Below are 15,403 nucleotides of genomic sequence, written 5' to 3' on the forward strand. Positions count from 1 at the left end.
TCATTTCCGGTCAACTCGTGCCGCAGGAATCACTTGCCAGGGCGGTTTGTTAGCCTGGTCGTGACACCGGCTCGATCCAAGCCCCCGGGCCCAACCTTCGTCCCTCAGAGGGACCACTTGCCGCGAGGCGAGCATGGCGGGCCGGTGTCGCTCACGTGGGAGAGGTCCTCGTCGCCTTCGGGCGACGGGGGCCTCTTCCGTTTCCCCGGGTCTCTTCTGTTTCCGGCGCGTCTCTCGTATGGTGGAAACTACTTTCCGAAAACGAAACGACCGTATTACCTGCTACCCGCAGGTAGGTGCGACGATCGGAGGGCGTCGCCGGGCGAACCAGCCGGTGCGGCGTAGCAACGAAGTCAGTGAAAGCAGAGGAAAACGGACATGGCAACGGCGCCCAGCGTCTCGTACTCGATGACGGTCCGGCTCGAGGTGCCCGCGAGCGGCACCGCGGTCTCCCAGCTCACCACCGCCGTCGAGACCCACGGCGGTTCGGTCACCGGCCTCGACGTGACCGCCTCCGGCCACGAGAAGCTGCGGATCGACGTCACCATCGCCGCCACCTCCACCGCGCACGCCGACGAGATCGTCCAGCAGCTGCGCGGCATCGAGGGCGTCGTGCTCGGCAAGGTCTCCGACCGTACGTTCCTGATGCACCTCGGCGGCAAGATCGAGATGGCGTCCAAGCACCCCATCCGCAACCGTGACGACCTCTCGATGATCTACACCCCGGGCGTCGCCCGCGTGTGCATGGCGATCGCCGAGAACCCCGAGGACGCCCGCCGCCTCACCATCAAGCGCAACTCCGTCGCAGTCGTGACGGACGGCTCCGCGGTCCTCGGCCTCGGCAACATCGGCCCCATGGCCGCCCTGCCCGTGATGGAGGGCAAGGCGGCCCTCTTCAAGCGCTTCGCCGGCATCGACGCGTGGCCGATCTGCCTGGACACCCAGGACCCGGACGCGATCGTGGAGGTCGTCAAGGCCATCGCCCCCGGCTTCGCGGGCATCAACCTGGAGGACATCTCGGCGCCGCGCTGCTTCGAGATCGAGGCCCGGCTGCGCGAGGCCCTGGACATCCCGGTCTTCCACGACGACCAGCACGGCACCGCGATCGTCGTGCTCGCCTCGCTGACCAACGCCCTGCGCGTGGTCGGCAAGGGCATCGGCGACGTACGGGTCGTCATGTCCGGTGCGGGCGCGGCCGGTACGGCCATCCTGAAGCTGCTCATCGCCGCCGGCGTGAAGCACGCGGTCGTCGCCGACATCCACGGCGTCGTGCACGCGGGCCGCGAGGACCTGGTGGACGCCGAGCCGGACTCGCCGCTGCGCTGGATCGCCGACAACACCAACCCGGAGGGCGTCACCGGCACCCTCAAGGAGGCCGTGGTCGGCGCGGACGTCTTCATCGGCGTCTCGGCCCCCAACGTCCTCGGCGCGGCCGACGTGGCCGCCATGGCGGAGGGCGCGATCGTGTTCGCGCTCGCGAACCCGGACCCCGAGGTGGACCCGGCGATCGCCCGTCAGACGGCCGCCGTCGTGGCCACCGGCCGCTCGGACTTCCCCAACCAGATCAACAACGTGCTGGTCTTCCCCGGCGTCTTCCGCGGCCTCCTGGACGCCCAGTCCCGGACGGTCAACACGGAGATGATGCTGGCCGCCGCCAGCGCCCTCGCGGACGTCGTCACCGAGGACGAGCTGAACCCGAACTACATCATCCCGTCGGTCTTCAACGACAAGGTCGCCGGCGCGGTGGCCGGAGCGGTGCGCAACGCGGCGAAGGCGGCCGGTGCGGGCGCCTGAGCCCCTCCGGAGCGGCGGCTGCGTGTCGCGGTCGCCGCTTCCCAAACCCGCCTTTAGGGTGGTAGTTCGGCTCCGCACGGTCCGCGCGGAGTCGACGCTACGTCACCACCAGGGAACTCCGGCGTTTTTCGTGTGACCCATGAGGGTGCCGGAGGGGTGCCGGATTGGCGTTCCCGCCGCTGGTGGGGGCAGGATGCGTGTTTGGGCGCGAGGGTCTGTCAGCAGACCCGGGTCCGGGGACTGTCCGAGGGCCCTGGCAGCATCGGCTTCGATCTCACGCCTCACAGGCAAGAAAGACACGGGAGTAACAACATGAACCGCAGTGAGCTGGTGGCCGCCCTGGCCGACCGTGCCGAGGTGACCCGCAAGGACGCCGACGCCGTTCTGGCCGCGCTCGCCGAGACCGTCGGCGAGGTCGTCGCCAAGGGTGACGAGAAGGTCACCATCCCCGGCTTCCTGACCTTCGAGCGCACCCACCGTGCCGCTCGCACCGCTCGTAACCCGCAGACCGGCGACCCGATCAACATCCCGGCCGGCTACAGCGTGAAGGTCTCCGCGGGCTCGAAGCTCAAGGAAGCCGCCAAGGGCAAGTAAGGCAAGCGGCCTCCGGGCAGCTTGGTCCCAGGCCGCTGAAGCGGCCTGAGGCAGCGAAAAGGGCGGCCACCCTGTCAGGGGGTGGCCGCCCTCTCGTTTGCCCTTCAGAAGGCGTTGCAGGCGCTTACGGGCGCCCGCGACGGTCTAGACGAGCGCGCTGCCCGGGAGCTCGACCTTGGCGCCGAGCTCGACCAGCTTCTCCATGAAGTTCTCGTAGCCGCGGTTGATCAGCTCGATGCCGTGCACCCGCGAGGTGCCCTGGGCGGCGAGCGCCGCGATCAGGTACGAGAAGCCGCCGCGCAGGTCGGGGATGACCAGGTCGGCGCCCTGGAGCTTGGTGGGGCCGCTGACGACCGCCGAGTGCAGGAAGTTGCGCTGGCCGAAGCGGCAGTCCGAGCCGCCCAGGCACTCGCGGTACAGCTGGATGTGCGCGCCCATCTGGTTCAGCGCCGAGGTGAAGCCGAGCCGCGACTCGTACACCGTCTCGTGCACGATGGACAGGCCCGAGGCCTGCGTCAGGGCGACGACCAGCGGCTGCTGCCAGTCGGTCTGGAAGCCGGGGTGGACGTCGGTCTCCAGGGCGATCGCGTTGAGCGAGCCGCCCGGGTGCCAGAAGCGGATGCCCTCGTCGTCGATCTCGAAGGCGCCGCCGACCTTCCGGTACGTGTTGAGGAAGGTCATCATCGAGCGCTGCTGCGCGCCGCGCACGTAGATGTCGCCCTCGGTGGCCAGCGCCGCCGACGCCCAGGAAGCCGCCTCCAGGCGGTCCGAGAGGGCGTGGTGGTTGTAGCCGCCCAGCTTGTCCACACCGGTGATCCGGATGGTCCGGTCGGTGTCCATGGCGATGATCGCGCCCATCTTCTGCAGTACGCAGATGAGGTCCTCGATCTCCGGCTCCACGGCCGCGTTGGACAGCTCGGTGACGCCCTCCGCGAGGACCGCGGTCAGCAGCACCTGCTCGGTCGCGCCGACCGAGGGGTAGGGCAGGGCGATCTTGGTGCCGCGCAGCCGCTGCGGGGCCTCCAGGTACTGGCCGTCCGCCCGCTTCTCGATGGTCGCGCCGAACTTGCGGAGCACGTCGAAGTGGAAGTCGATCGGCCGGCCGCCGATGTCGCAGCCGCCCAGGCCCGGGATGAAGGCGTGGCCGAGGCGGTGCAGCAGCGGGCCGCAGAAGAGGATCGGGATCCGCGAGGAGCCGGCGTGCGCGTCGATGTCGGCCACGTTGGCCGACTCCACGTGCGTCGGGTCCATGATCAGCTCACCCGGCTCCTCGCCGGGGCGGACCGTCACACCGTGCAGCTGGAGCAGTCCGCGGACCACGCGGACGTCTCGGATGTCGGGCACGTTGCGCAGTCGGCTCGGCTCACTGCCGAGCAGGGCGGCGACCATCGCCTTGGGCACGAGGTTCTTCGCGCCGCGGACGCGGATCTCGCCCTCCAGCGGGGTGCCACCATGGACAAGCAGTACGTCATGGCTGTCTGTGCCGGTCATGAATCTCGCGTTCCGGGTCGTCGGTCGGGTGGCCAGAGAAAAGGGTAAGGGGCCATGGGACCCCAGGTGTGTGGCTGAGGGGGCCCCACGAACGTAATGAATTCGGCACAACACCCTCCGTCCCCGTGATCTTGCGGAGCGTCACCGTCCGCTTGGCCCGGCGCCGGACCGGCCGGGCCTCCCACGCGCCCCGCTGACCTGCGGTGCCGCCCGCCTGCCCCGGATCCCCCCGGACAACCCCCCGGAACGCCGAAGATGCGAGATCATGTGTCGCATGACCGAGGTGTCCTCGCTCACAGGACGGCTGCTCGTGGCCACCCCCGCGCTGGCGGATCCCAACTTCGACCGCGCGGTCGTCCTGTTGCTCGACCACGACGACGAGGGTTCCCTCGGCGTGGTTCTCAACCGGCCGACCCCGATAACGGTCGGCGACATCCTCGCGCCCTGGGCCGAACTGGCCGGTGAGCCGGGCGTCGTCTTCCAGGGCGGCCCGGTCTCCCTCGACGCGGCCCTCGGCATCGCGGTCATCCCCGGCGACGAGGGCCCGCTCGGCTGGCGGCGGGTGTTCGGGGCGATCGGCCTGGTCGACCTGGAGACCCCGCCCGAGCTGCTCGGCCCGGCCATCGGCGCCCTGCGGATCTTCGCCGGTTACGCGGGCTGGGGCCCCGGCCAGCTGGAGTCCGAGCTCGGCGACGGCGCCTGGTACGTGGTGGAGTCCGAACCCGGCGACGTCTCCTCGCCGCACCCCGAGAGCCTCTGGCGGCAGGTCCTGCGCCGCCAGCGCGGCGAGCTCGCGATGGTGGCCACGTATCCGGACGATCCGTCGCTGAACTGAGGGACGATCCGCCGCCGGACTTTCAGTACCCTTGGGTCCCATGAGCACTCTCGAGCCCGAGCGCGGGGCAGGTACGGGAACCCTCGTGGAGCCGACGCCGCAGGTGTCCCACGGTGACGGCGACCACGAGCGCTACGCGCACTACGTCCAGAAGGACAAGATCATGGCGAGTGCCCTCGACGGCACTCCCGTGGTGGCACTGTGCGGCAAGGTCTGGGTACCGGGGCGCGACCCCAAGAAGTACCCGGTCTGCCCGATGTGCAAGGAGATCTACGAGTCCATGGGCTCCGGCGGGGACAAGGACAAGGACAAGGGCGGCAAGGACAAGTAGTCCGGACCGCCGGCAGTCGGGAACGGCCCCCGGCGCGCGCACTTCGGTGCGCGCGCCGGGGGCCGTTCGCGTTGCACAGGGTGCTTCGGCCGGTCACAGAGTGGTGGAGACCTCTTGTCGCGGCGTTGGTCCGCCCATAACCTCACGGCTGTTGTGCAGTGCGAAACGCCCGTTGCATATAGTGCAACGACTGTGTGGAGGGGACCGCCGTGAAGACTCCTGCCCGAATCGCCGTACCCATCGCTCTCCTGGCCCTGGCCGCCTGTGCCCCGCAGACCTCGGGCGGCGCGGCAGGCACCGACGACAAGAGCGGCACCCTGCGCGTCTGGCTCTTCCAGGAAGTCGCCAACAAGCCCAAGGAACAGGTCGTCGACCAGGCCGTCGCCGCCTTCGAGAAGCGCCACAAGGGCGCCAGGGTCGAGGTCGAGTACATCCCCGTCGAGAGCCGCGCCCAGCGCGTCAAGGCCGCCTTCAACGACCCGAAGTCCGCACCCGACCTCATCGAGTACGGCAACACCGACACCGCCGGCTACGTCAAGGACGGCGGACTCGCCGACATCACCGCCGAGTTCGGCGCCTGGGACGAGGCCAAGGACACCGACCCCACCGCCCGGTCCTCCGTCACCGTCGGCGGCAAGGTCTACGGCGCCCCGCTCTTCGTCGGCGTCCGCGCGCTCTACTACCGGACCGACGTCCTCGCCGGACTCGGCCTGAGCGCCCCCAAGACCCAGGCCGAACTCATCAGCACCGCCAAGAAGATCCGCAAGGCCAGGCCCGAGCTCTACGGCATGGCCGTCGGCGGCGCCTACACCTACGGCGCCATGCCCTTCATCTGGGCCAACGGCGGCGAACTCGCCACCGGCACCGGCACCTCGGGCGACCCGTACAAGGCCGCCGTCAACAGCGAGGCCGCCCGCAAGGGCATCGCCTCCTACGCCTCGCTCTTCGGCGACGACAACTGCCCCGCCGCCAAGTGCGCCCAGATGGGCGGCAACGCCACCGTCACCGCCTTCGCCTCCGGCAAGGCCGCCATGGCCATCGGCGGCGACTTCAGCCACGCCGCCGTCGAGGCCGGCACCGTCAAGGGCAAGTACGCCGTCGTGCCGCTGCCCGGCACCACCCCCGGCTCCCTCGCCCCCGCCTTCGCCGGCGGCAACAACATCGGCGTCCTCAAGAGCACCTCCCACCGCACCCTCGCCGTCGACCTCATGAAGTCGCTCACCGGCAAGGAGACCCAGGGCCGCCTCTTCGACGCCATGGGCTTCCTCCCCACCTACACCGACGTCCGGCAGCAGGCCGCGGCCCGCGAACCCTTCGTGAAGCCCTTCATCGACGCCCTCGGCGCCGGCGCCAAGTTCGTCCCCGCCTCGGCCGGCTGGGGCCAGATCGACGCCTCGCTCGTCCTCCCCACGATGTTCCAGGAGGTCGTCAGCGGCCGGAAGGACGTCCCCGCGGCCTCTGACGACGCCGCGAAGAAGATGGACGCGGCCTTCGCGGCGGCGGGCTGAGGCCGGGACCCGAACCATGACCACGGCACCCCGCACCGAGAAAGCCGCGCCCGCACCCGCCGGCGCGCGGCTTCCCGGACCCCGCGCCCCCCGCCCGCCCCGGCGGACCCCCCGCCGCCACGGCGGCTCCGCCTGGACCCCCTGGCTCTACCTGCTCCCCGCCCTCGTCGTCCTCGGCGGCCTGCTGCTCTACCCGATCTACCAGCTCGGCCTGATCTCCTTCCTGGAGTACACCCAGGCCCAGGTCAGCGGGGGACAGCCGACCACCTTCCAGGGCCTCGGCAACTACGCCACGCTCTTCTCCGACCCCCAGTTCCGGCAGGTCCTCCTCGCCACCGTCCTCTTCGCCGCCGCCTGCGTCGTCGCCACCCTCGCCGTCGGCTGCGCCCTCGCCGTCCTGCTCACCCGGATCCGCGCCCTGCCCCGGCTCGCCCTGATGCTGGCCGCGCTCGGCGCCTGGGCCACCCCCGCCGTCACCGGCTCCACCGTCTGGGTCTTCCTCTTCGACCCGGACTACGGGCCGGTCAACCGGGTCCTCGGGCTCGGCGACCTCTCCTGGACCTACGGCCGGTACAGCGCCTTCGCCCTGGTCCTCTTCGAGGTCGTCTGGTGCTCGTTCCCCTTCGTGATGGTCACCGTCTACGCCGGCATCAAGGCCATCCCGTCCGAGGTCCTGGAGGCCGCCGCCCTCGACGGCGCCTCGCAGTGGCGCATCTGGCGCTCCGTCACGGCACCCATGCTGCGGCCCATCCTGGTCGTCGTCACGATCCAGTCGATCATCTGGGACTTCAAGGTCTTCACCCAGATCTACGTGATGACGGGCGGCGGCGGCATCGCCGGACAGAACCTCGTCCTCAACGTGTACGCCTACCAGAAGGCCTTCGCGTCCTCCCAGTACAGCCTGGGCTCCGCCATCGGCGTGGTCATGCTGCTCATCCTGCTGACCGTGACGCTGGTCTACCTGCGCCTGCTGCGCCGACAGGGGGAAGAACTGTGAGCTCCGCCGGACTCCGCACCTCCGGGTTCCGTATCCGTTTCCGTGCCGGTCTCCGCGTCCGCCGCCCCGGGCGGCTCGCCGCCGAGGCCGCGGCCCTGCTGGTCGCCGCCGCCGTGGCCTTCCCGCTGTACTGGATGGTCCTGTCGGCCTTCAAGCCGGCCGGCGAGGTCCAGTCCACCGCACCCCGGCCGTGGACGCTCTCCCCGTCCCTGGACTCCTTCCGGCGCGTCTTCGAACAGCAGGAGTTCGGGCGCTACTTCCTCAACTCGCTGATCGTCGCGGGCACGGTCGTGCTCGCCTCCGCCGTCATCGCCTTCCTCGCGGCCACCGCCGTCACCCGGTTCCGGTTCCGCTTCCGCACCACCCTGCTGATCATGTTCCTGGTCGCGCAGATGGTCCCGATCGAGGCGCTGACGATCCCGCTGTTCTTCCTCATGCGGGACTTCGGGCAGCTCAACACCCTGGGCTCGCTGATCCTGCCGCACATCGCCTTCTCGCTGCCGTTCGCGATCTGGATGCTCCGCGGCTTCGTCAAGGCGGTGCCGGAGGCGCTGGAGGAGCAGGCGATGATCGACGGCGCGAGCCGCACCCGCTTCCTGTGGCAGATCCTCTTCCCGCTGGTCTTCCCCGGGCTCGTCGCCACCAGCGTCTTCTCGTTCATCTCGACCTGGAACGACTTCCTCTTCGCCAAGTCCTTCCTGATCAGCGACACCTCGCAGTCGACCCTCCCGATGGCGCTGCTCGTCTTCTTCAAGCCCGACGAGAACGACTGGGGAGGGATCATGGCCGGGTCGACCGTGATGACCCTCCCGGTGCTCGTCTTCTTCGTACTCGTACAGCGCCGCCTGGTCTCGGGACTGGGCGGGGCGGTGAAGGACTAGGGACCACCAGATGACCGACGAGAACCCGGCGGAAGAGAACATGACCGACGAGAACCTGACGGACGAGGGGCTGACGGACGGGGGGCCGACGGACGGGGGCGTGGTGGACGAGGGCCTGGTGCGCGAGGGCCTGACGGGCGGGGGCCTGGTGCACGAAGGGCTCGGGCACGGTCGCGGACCCGTCCACGCGCGCGGCCACGAGCTCGTTCCCGCGCCGGTGACGGTGCTGGGCCTCACGGGCGCCGGTGCCGACGGCGGCTTCGTCCTGGGCCCGGCGACCGTCGTCGACGCCGGACCCGGCACCGAGGGCGCCGCCCGGTGGCTGCGCGCCACGGTCGGCGCGGCGACCGGCCTGGACCTCGCGCCGGGCACGCCGGGCACGCCGGGCACGCCGGGCACGCCGGCGGCGCCCCCCGCGCCGGGCGCACCCCCCGCGCCGGGCGCACCCCCCGCGCCGGGCGCACCCTCCGCGCCGGGCGCGCCCGGCGACGGCGGGGTCGTCCGCCTCCGGATCGACCCCGACGCCGTCGGCGACCTGGGCCCCGAGGGCTACCGCCTGTCGGTGGACGCGGACGGCGTCTCCGTGCGCGGCGGGTCGGCCGCCGGGGTCTTCTGGGGGCTCCAGACGCTCCGCCAGCTCCTCGGCCCCGACGCGCACCGCCGGGCGCCCCTGGACCGCGCCCGCCGCTGGACGGTGCCCGGCACCGACATCGCCGACGGCCCGCGCTTCGCCTGGCGCGGCCTGATGCTCGACGTCGCCCGCCACTTCATGCCCAAGGACGACGTGCTGCGGCAGCTCGACCTGATGGCCGCCCACAAGCTGAACGTCCTCCACCTCCACCTCACCGACGACCAGGGCTGGCGCATCGAGATCAAGCGGCACCCGCGCCTCACCGAGACCGGCTCCTGGCGGGCGCGCAGCAAGTGGGGGCACCGGGCGTCACCGCTGTGGAACGACACCCCGCACGGCGGCTTCTACACCCAGGACGACCTCCGCGAGATCGTCGCCTACGCCGCCGCCCGGCATATCTCGGTCGTCCCCGAGATCGACGTCCCCGGCCACTCGCAGGCCGCCATCGCCGCGTACCCGGAACTGGGCAACACCGACGTCATCGACACCACCACCCTCTCCGTCTGGGACACCTGGGGGGTCACTCCGAACGTACTCGCCCCCACTGACAAGGTCCTGCGCTTCTACGAGGGCGTCTTCGAGGAGGTGCTCGACCTCTTCCCGGCCGAGGTCTCCCCGTTCGTGCACATCGGCGGCGACGAGTGCCCCAAGGACCAGTGGAAGGCATCGGCCACCGCGCAGGCCCGCATCGAGGAGCTCGGCGTCGGCGACGAGGACGGCCTCCAGTCCTGGTTCGTCCGCCACTTCGACCGCTGGCTCGCGGACCGCGGCCGCCGCCTCATCGGCTGGGACGAGATCCTGGAGGGCGGCCTCGCGCCCGGCGCGGCCGTCTCGTCCTGGCGCGGCTACGCGGGCGGGATCACCGCCGCCGAGGCCGGCCACGACGTGGTGATGTGCCCCGAGCAGCAGGTGTACCTGGACCACCGTCAGGCGCCAGGCGAGGAGGAGCCGATGCCCATCGGATACGTACGGACCCTGGCGGACGTCTACCGCTTCGAGCCCGTCCCGCCGGGTCTCGCGCCCGAGGCCGCCGCCCACATCCTGGGAACCCAGGCCAACGTGTGGACCGAGGTGATGGAGAACCGGGCCCGCGTCGACTACCAGACCTACCCCCGGCTCGCCGCCTTCGCCGAGGTCGCCTGGTCCCGCCTGCCCGCCCCCGAGGCACGCGATCACGCCGACTTCGAGCGCCGGATGGACGTCCACTACCGGCGCCTCGACGCCCTCGGCGTGGACTACCGCCCGCCCGCCGGACCGCACCCCTGGCAGCGCCGCCCCGGCATCCAGGGCCGCCCCATCGAGGGGGCACCCCCGAACGTGTGAGGCACCTATCGCCCCGACGTCACCCAAGAGCGGCAAAAGGGAAGTTACCGTCGCTCGGGAAGATCCCCGCACGTCCTGGACGGAACCGTCCTTCGCGGACCCTCGCGACGTACGGCTCGGAAGATGTGCCAGAGTTGCCACGTCCAGGCTGTGAGCACGTACGGTACGGCCACACAGGCGTGACAGCCGGGGACGGTCGGGGATCACCGGGACACCGGGAAGGGGCAGCGGGTTGACCACGCACGCACCACAGACGGCATCACGGGCGGCGCGGTCCGTGACGCTGCCCGTCTCGCTGGACGAGGCCGTGGCGGCGCTCACCGCCATGCCGGCCGCCGTCCCCGTGGCCGGCGGCACCGATCTGATGGCCGCCGTCAACCGCGGCCAGCTGCGCCCCGCCGGCCTGGTCGGCCTCAGCCGGATCAACGAGATCCGCGGCTGGCAGTACCAGGACGGCCACGCGCTGCTGGGCGCCGGTCTCACCCACGCCCGGATGGGCCGCCCCGACTTCGCGGCCCTCATCCCCGCCCTGGCCGCCGCCTCGCGCGTCGCGGGCCCGCCCCAGATCCGCAACGCCGGCACGCTCGGCGGCAACATCGTGACCGCGGCGCCCACCGGCGACTCGCTGCCGGTGCTGGCCGCCCTGGAGGCCGAGCTGGTCGTCGTCGGCCCGCTCGGCAGCCGCGAGCTGCCCGTCAGCCACCTGCTGGCCGGCCGGGACCTGCTGGCCCCCGGCGAGCTGGTCGCCTTCGTGCGCGTACCGCTGCTGCACGCCCCCCAGGTCTTCCTGAAGGCCACCGGCCGCACCGGCCCGGCCCGCGCCAACGCCTCCGTCGCCGTCGTCCTCGACCCGGCGCGCCGCGGGGTGCGCTGCGCGGTCGGCGCCGTCGCGCCGATGCCGCTGCGCCCGCTGGAGGCGGAGCAGTGGATCGCCTCGCTGGTGGACTGGGACGGGGAGCGGGGCCTGGCCCCGGAGGCGCTGGCGGCGTTCGGCGACTACGTGGCCGCCGCCTGCATCCCGGACCCGCAGGGCGACGAACAGTTGCCCCCGGCCGTACTGCATCTGCGGCGCACGGTCGCCGCGCTGGCCCGACGGGCACTGGGGAGGGCGCTGTCATGAGCGACGAGACACCGGAGAACCGCGGTACGGGCGGCTGGCAGCCGATCCCGCAGAGCGAGGGGTACGACGGCGACGCCACGGCCTTCGTGCAACTGCCGCCCGAGTTCATGCTGGAGGGCGTCCCGCTGGAGGCGCCGGGCCACGGCTACGTACCGCCGATGATCACCCCGCTGGTACCCCTGGCGGCGACGGACCCGACGGCCACGGGGACGTGGCCGGCGCAGGGGCAGGTGCAGACGCAGGGGCACGCGCAGGCTCAGACGCAGGGGCAGGTGCAGGCGGAGCGCGCACCGGAGGAGCATCCGTTCCCGCAGGCCCCGCACTTCCCCCACGGCTCGCAGGGCGGTCACGCCCCGCAGGTGCCGCCGGGTGCGCAGGGTGTGCAGGGTGCTCAGGACTTCCGGGAGTTCGGGGAGTTCCAGGAGCACCGGGAGTACCAGGAGCGCCTGGAGCATCGGGAGTCTCAGGAGCACCGGGAGTACCAGGAGCGCCTGGAGCATCGGGAGTCTCAGGAGCACCAAGGCTTCCAGGAGCTCCAGGGCTTCCAGGACTTCCCGCAGGAGCAGACGGCGTCGTGGACGATCCCGACGATCGAGGACGGCTCGGACGTCCTGGACGACTCGGGCGAGTACACGGCGGCACGGCTCGCCCCGTACGCGGCCGGCGCACCGGCCACGCTGCCCGGGGGCGCGCCCGCGCCGTGGGCGGTGCAGGAGCAGGCCGCCGAGCTGCCGGTCGAGCCGGAGCCCGTACCGGAGCCGGCAGGTGAGCGGGCGCCGGATGGGGCCGCGGACCACGCTCCGGATCAGCCCCTGACGCGGATCCCGGACCAGGCCGCGGACGAGGTCCGGGACCAAGCCCCGGACGAGGCACCGGAACCGGCCCAGGAGCAGCTCCCGGACCAGACCCCGGAAGCGGCCCGGACACAGGCCGAGGCCGACGCGCAGGCACAGGCACAGGCACAGGCCGAGGCCCAGACCCCCGACGCTCCCGCCCTTCCTCCCACCCTCCCCGCCGACCCGCTGCCGCCCGTCGACATGTCGACCGACAGCGACGAGCACCCCACCACCTCGTACGCGCTGCGCGTCAACGGCGCCGACCGCCCGGTCACGGACTCGTGGATCGGCGAGTCGCTGCTGTACGTGCTGCGCGAGCGCCTCGGCCTCGCCGGGGCGAAGGACGGCTGCTCGCAGGGCGAGTGCGGCGCGTGCAACGTGCAGGTGGACGGGCGTCTGGTCGCGTCCTGCCTGGTGCCGGCGGCGACGGCGGCCGGGTGCGAGGTGCGGACGGTCGAGGGCCTGGCCGTGGACGGGGAGCCGTCCGACGTGCAGCGGGCGCTCGCGAAGTGCGGGGTGCAGTGCGGTTTCTGCATCCCGGGCATGGCGATGACCGTGCACGACCTCCTCGAAGGCAACCACGCGCCCAACGAGCTGGAGACCCGGCAGGCGCTCTGCGGCAACCTGTGCCGCTGCTCCGGCTACCGCGGCGTGCTCGAAGCCGTACAGGAGGTCGTCAGCGGCCGAGAGGCGGCGGCGGAGGCGGAGACGGGCGAGGAGGCCCGCATCCCGCACCAGATTCCCCACCCGTTCGACGGAGGCACGGCGTGAGCAGCGAAACGACCACGGAGCCGCCGGCGGGCCTCGGGCTCGGCATCGGCATCGGCGTCTCGCTCCCGCAGGCCGACGCGCGGGCGAAGACCGAGGGCACCTTCCCGTACGCCTCCGACCTGTGGGCCGAGGGTCTGCTGTGGGCGGCGATCCTGCGCTCGCCGCACCCGCACGCGCGGATCGTGTCGATCGACACGACGGCCGCTGCCGAGATGCCGGGAGTACGGGCGGTGGTGACCCACGCCGACGTGCCGGGCGCGGTCACGTACGGCCGCACGGTGGCCGACCGGCCGGTGTTCGCCGCCGAACTCGTACGGCACCACGGCGAGGCGATCGCCGCGGTGGCCGCCGACCACCCGGACACGGCACGGCTCGCGGCCGCGGCCATCGCGGTCGAGTACGAGGTCCTGGAGCCGGTCACGGACCCGGAGAAGGCGTTCGCGGCGCCGCCGCTGCACCCGGACGGCAACCTGATCCGGCACATCCCGCTCGGCTTCGGCGACCAGGAGGCGACCGGCGACATCGTCGTCGAGGGCCTGTACCGGATCGGGCGGCAGGACACCGCGCCCATCGGGGCCGAGGCGGCGCTGGCCGTGCCGCGTCCCGACGGGGGCGTGGAGCTGTACACGGCGTCGACCGACCCGCACACCGACCGTGACCTGGCGGCGGCCTGCTTCGGGCTGCCGCCGGACCAGGTCAAGCTGGTCGTGACGGGCGTCCCGGGCGCGACGGGCGACCGCGAGGACCCCGGCTTCCAGATCCCGCTGGGGCTGCTCGCGCTGCGCACCGGCTGCCCGGTGAAGCTGACGGCGACCCGCGAGGAGTCGTTCCTCGGCCACGCGCACCGCCACCCGACCCTGCTGCGCTACCGCCACCACGCGGACGCGGAGGGCCGCCTGGTGAAGGTGGAGGCGCAGATCCTGCTGGACGCGGGCGCGTACGCGGACTCGTCGTCGGAGTCGCTGGCGGCGGCCGTGTCGTTCGCCTGCGGGCCGTACGTGGTGCCGCACGCCTTCGTCGAGGGCTGGGCGGTGCGCACGAACAACCCGCCGTCGGGGCATGTGCGGGGCGAGGGCGCGATGCAGGTGTGCGCGGCGTACGAGGCGCAGATGGACAAGCTGGCGGCGCGCGTCGGCGTCGACGGCGCGGAGATCCGGATGCGCAACGTGCTGGCCACGGGCGACATCCTGCCCACCGGCCAGACGGTGACGTGCCCGGCCCCGGTGGCCGAACTCCTCTCGGCCGTACGCGACTTCCCGCTCCCCGCGCTCCCCGTGGACTCCCCGGAGGAGGACTGGCTGCTGCCCGGCGGCCCGGACGGCGCGGGGGAGCCCGGCGCGGTACGGCGGGGCGTCGGCTACGCGCTCGGCATGGTGCACATGCTGGGCGCGGAGGGCACGGACGAGGTCTCGACGGCCACGGTCCGGGTGCACGGCGGGGTGGCCACGGTCATCTGCGCGGCCGTGGACACGGGCTCCGGCTTCACGACCCTGGCCCGCCAGATCGTCCAGGAGACCCTGGGCATCGACGAGGTCCACGTAGCCCCGGTGGACACCGACCAGCCCCCGGCGGGCCCGGCGACCCACGGCCGCCACACCTGGGTGTCGGGCGGCGCGGTGGAGCGCGCGGCGAAGATGGTCCGGACCCAGCTCCTGCAGCCGCTGGCGCACAAGTTCGGCATGTCGACGGAGCTGCTCCAGATCACCGACGGCAAGATCACCTCGTACGACGGGGTGCTGTCCACCACGGTCACCGAGGCCCTGGACGGCAAGGAGCTCTGGGCCACCGCCCAGTGCCGCCCCCACCCCACCGAACCCCTCGACGAGTCGGGCCAGGGGGACGCCTTCGTCGGCCTCGCCTTCTGCGCGATCCGCGCGGTGGTGGACGTCGACGTGGAGATCGGCACGATCCGGGTGGTCGAGATGGCCGTCGCCCAGGACGTCGGCCGCATCCTCAACCCGGCGCAGCTGGCCACCCGCATCGAGGCCGGCATCACCCAGGGCGTCGGCGCGGCCCTCACCGAGAACCTCCGCACCTCCCGCGGTCTGGTCCGCCACCCCGACCTGACCGGCTACGCCCTCCCGACCTCGCTCGACGCCCCCGACATTCGCATCGTGAAACTCGTCGAGGAACGCGACGTCCTGGCCCCCTTCGGCGCCAAACCCGCCAGCGCCGTCCCGGTCGTGACCTCCCCGGCCGCAGTGGCCTCAGCGGTCCGCGCAGCCACCGGACGCCCCGTCAACCGCCTGCCGATCAGGCCGCAGGCGGCGGTCGTCGTGCCCAATTCGTAA

General features: G+C 72.2%; 12 protein-coding genes. 11 read left to right on the plus strand and 1 reads right to left on the minus strand.

Annotated features, from left to right (window positions below; all coding sequences use genetic code 11):
• Positions 1-378 precede the first annotated feature (378 nt).
• Both AB0Q96_RS02755 and AB0Q96_RS02760 read left to right on the plus strand, forming a co-directional pair.
• Entirely contained in the window at positions 379-1,794 is a 1,416-nt protein-coding gene (locus AB0Q96_RS02755) for an NAD-dependent malic enzyme (RefSeq protein WP_365321225.1), read from the plus strand.
• A 312-nt stretch (positions 1,795-2,106) separates the two neighbouring features.
• Complete coding sequence (locus AB0Q96_RS02760; RefSeq protein ID WP_017237029.1) at positions 2,107-2,388, plus strand: HU family DNA-binding protein; 282 nt, start codon at positions 2,107-2,109, stop codon at positions 2,386-2,388.
• A gap of 144 nt (positions 2,389-2,532) precedes the next feature.
• On the opposite strand, the gene murA is transcribed toward AB0Q96_RS02760, so the two are convergent.
• On the minus strand, positions 2,533-3,879 hold the full coding sequence (gene murA, locus AB0Q96_RS02765) for a UDP-N-acetylglucosamine 1-carboxyvinyltransferase (protein WP_046911450.1): 1,347 nt from the start codon (positions 3,877-3,879) through the stop codon (positions 2,533-2,535).
• 274 nt (positions 3,880-4,153) lie between these two features.
• On the opposite strand from murA, the gene AB0Q96_RS02770 reads away from it, so the two are divergent.
• The 9 genes from AB0Q96_RS02770 to AB0Q96_RS02810 all read left to right on the plus strand — a co-directional run bounded on the left by AB0Q96_RS02770 (position 4,154) and on the right by AB0Q96_RS02810 (position 15,403).
• The gene (locus AB0Q96_RS02770) at positions 4,154-4,714 is read left to right on the plus strand and encodes a YqgE/AlgH family protein (protein ID WP_365321226.1); all 561 of its coding nucleotides are present in this window, start codon (positions 4,154-4,156) and stop codon (positions 4,712-4,714) included.
• A 40-nt stretch (positions 4,715-4,754) separates the two neighbouring features.
• Complete coding sequence (locus AB0Q96_RS02775) at positions 4,755-5,045, plus strand: DUF3039 domain-containing protein (protein WP_361179587.1); 291 nt, start codon at positions 4,755-4,757, stop codon at positions 5,043-5,045.
• Between the two features lie 209 nt (positions 5,046-5,254).
• Complete coding sequence (locus AB0Q96_RS02780) at positions 5,255-6,553, plus strand: extracellular solute-binding protein (RefSeq protein ID WP_365321227.1); 1,299 nt, start codon at positions 5,255-5,257, stop codon at positions 6,551-6,553.
• 16 nt (positions 6,554-6,569) lie between these two features.
• Positions 6,570-7,550 (plus strand): sugar ABC transporter permease, encoded by a 981-nt coding sequence (locus AB0Q96_RS02785; RefSeq protein ID WP_365321228.1) that lies wholly within the window; start codon positions 6,570-6,572, stop codon positions 7,548-7,550.
• Positions 7,547-8,431, plus strand: coding sequence for a carbohydrate ABC transporter permease (locus AB0Q96_RS02790; protein ID WP_365321229.1), 885 nt, complete (start codon positions 7,547-7,549; stop codon positions 8,429-8,431). Before AB0Q96_RS02785 ends, AB0Q96_RS02790 begins: the two co-directional genes overlap by 4 nt.
• A 10-nt stretch (positions 8,432-8,441) precedes the next feature.
• Complete coding sequence (locus tag AB0Q96_RS02795; RefSeq protein ID WP_365321230.1) at positions 8,442-10,385, plus strand: beta-N-acetylhexosaminidase; 1,944 nt, start codon at positions 8,442-8,444, stop codon at positions 10,383-10,385.
• Between the two features lie 232 nt (positions 10,386-10,617).
• Complete coding sequence (locus AB0Q96_RS02800; RefSeq protein ID WP_365321231.1) at positions 10,618-11,505, plus strand: FAD binding domain-containing protein; 888 nt, start codon at positions 10,618-10,620, stop codon at positions 11,503-11,505.
• Complete coding sequence (locus AB0Q96_RS02805) at positions 11,502-13,112, plus strand: 2Fe-2S iron-sulfur cluster-binding protein (protein WP_365321232.1); 1,611 nt, start codon at positions 11,502-11,504, stop codon at positions 13,110-13,112. Before AB0Q96_RS02800 ends, AB0Q96_RS02805 begins: the two co-directional genes overlap by 4 nt.
• Complete coding sequence (locus AB0Q96_RS02810; RefSeq protein ID WP_365321233.1) at positions 13,109-15,403, plus strand: molybdopterin cofactor-binding domain-containing protein; 2,295 nt, start codon at positions 13,109-13,111, stop codon at positions 15,401-15,403. Before AB0Q96_RS02805 ends, AB0Q96_RS02810 begins: the two co-directional genes overlap by 4 nt.

Source organism: Streptomyces sp. NPDC093111, from assembly GCF_040683955.1.
Lineage (GTDB): Bacteria > Actinomycetota > Actinomycetes > Streptomycetales > Streptomycetaceae > Streptomyces.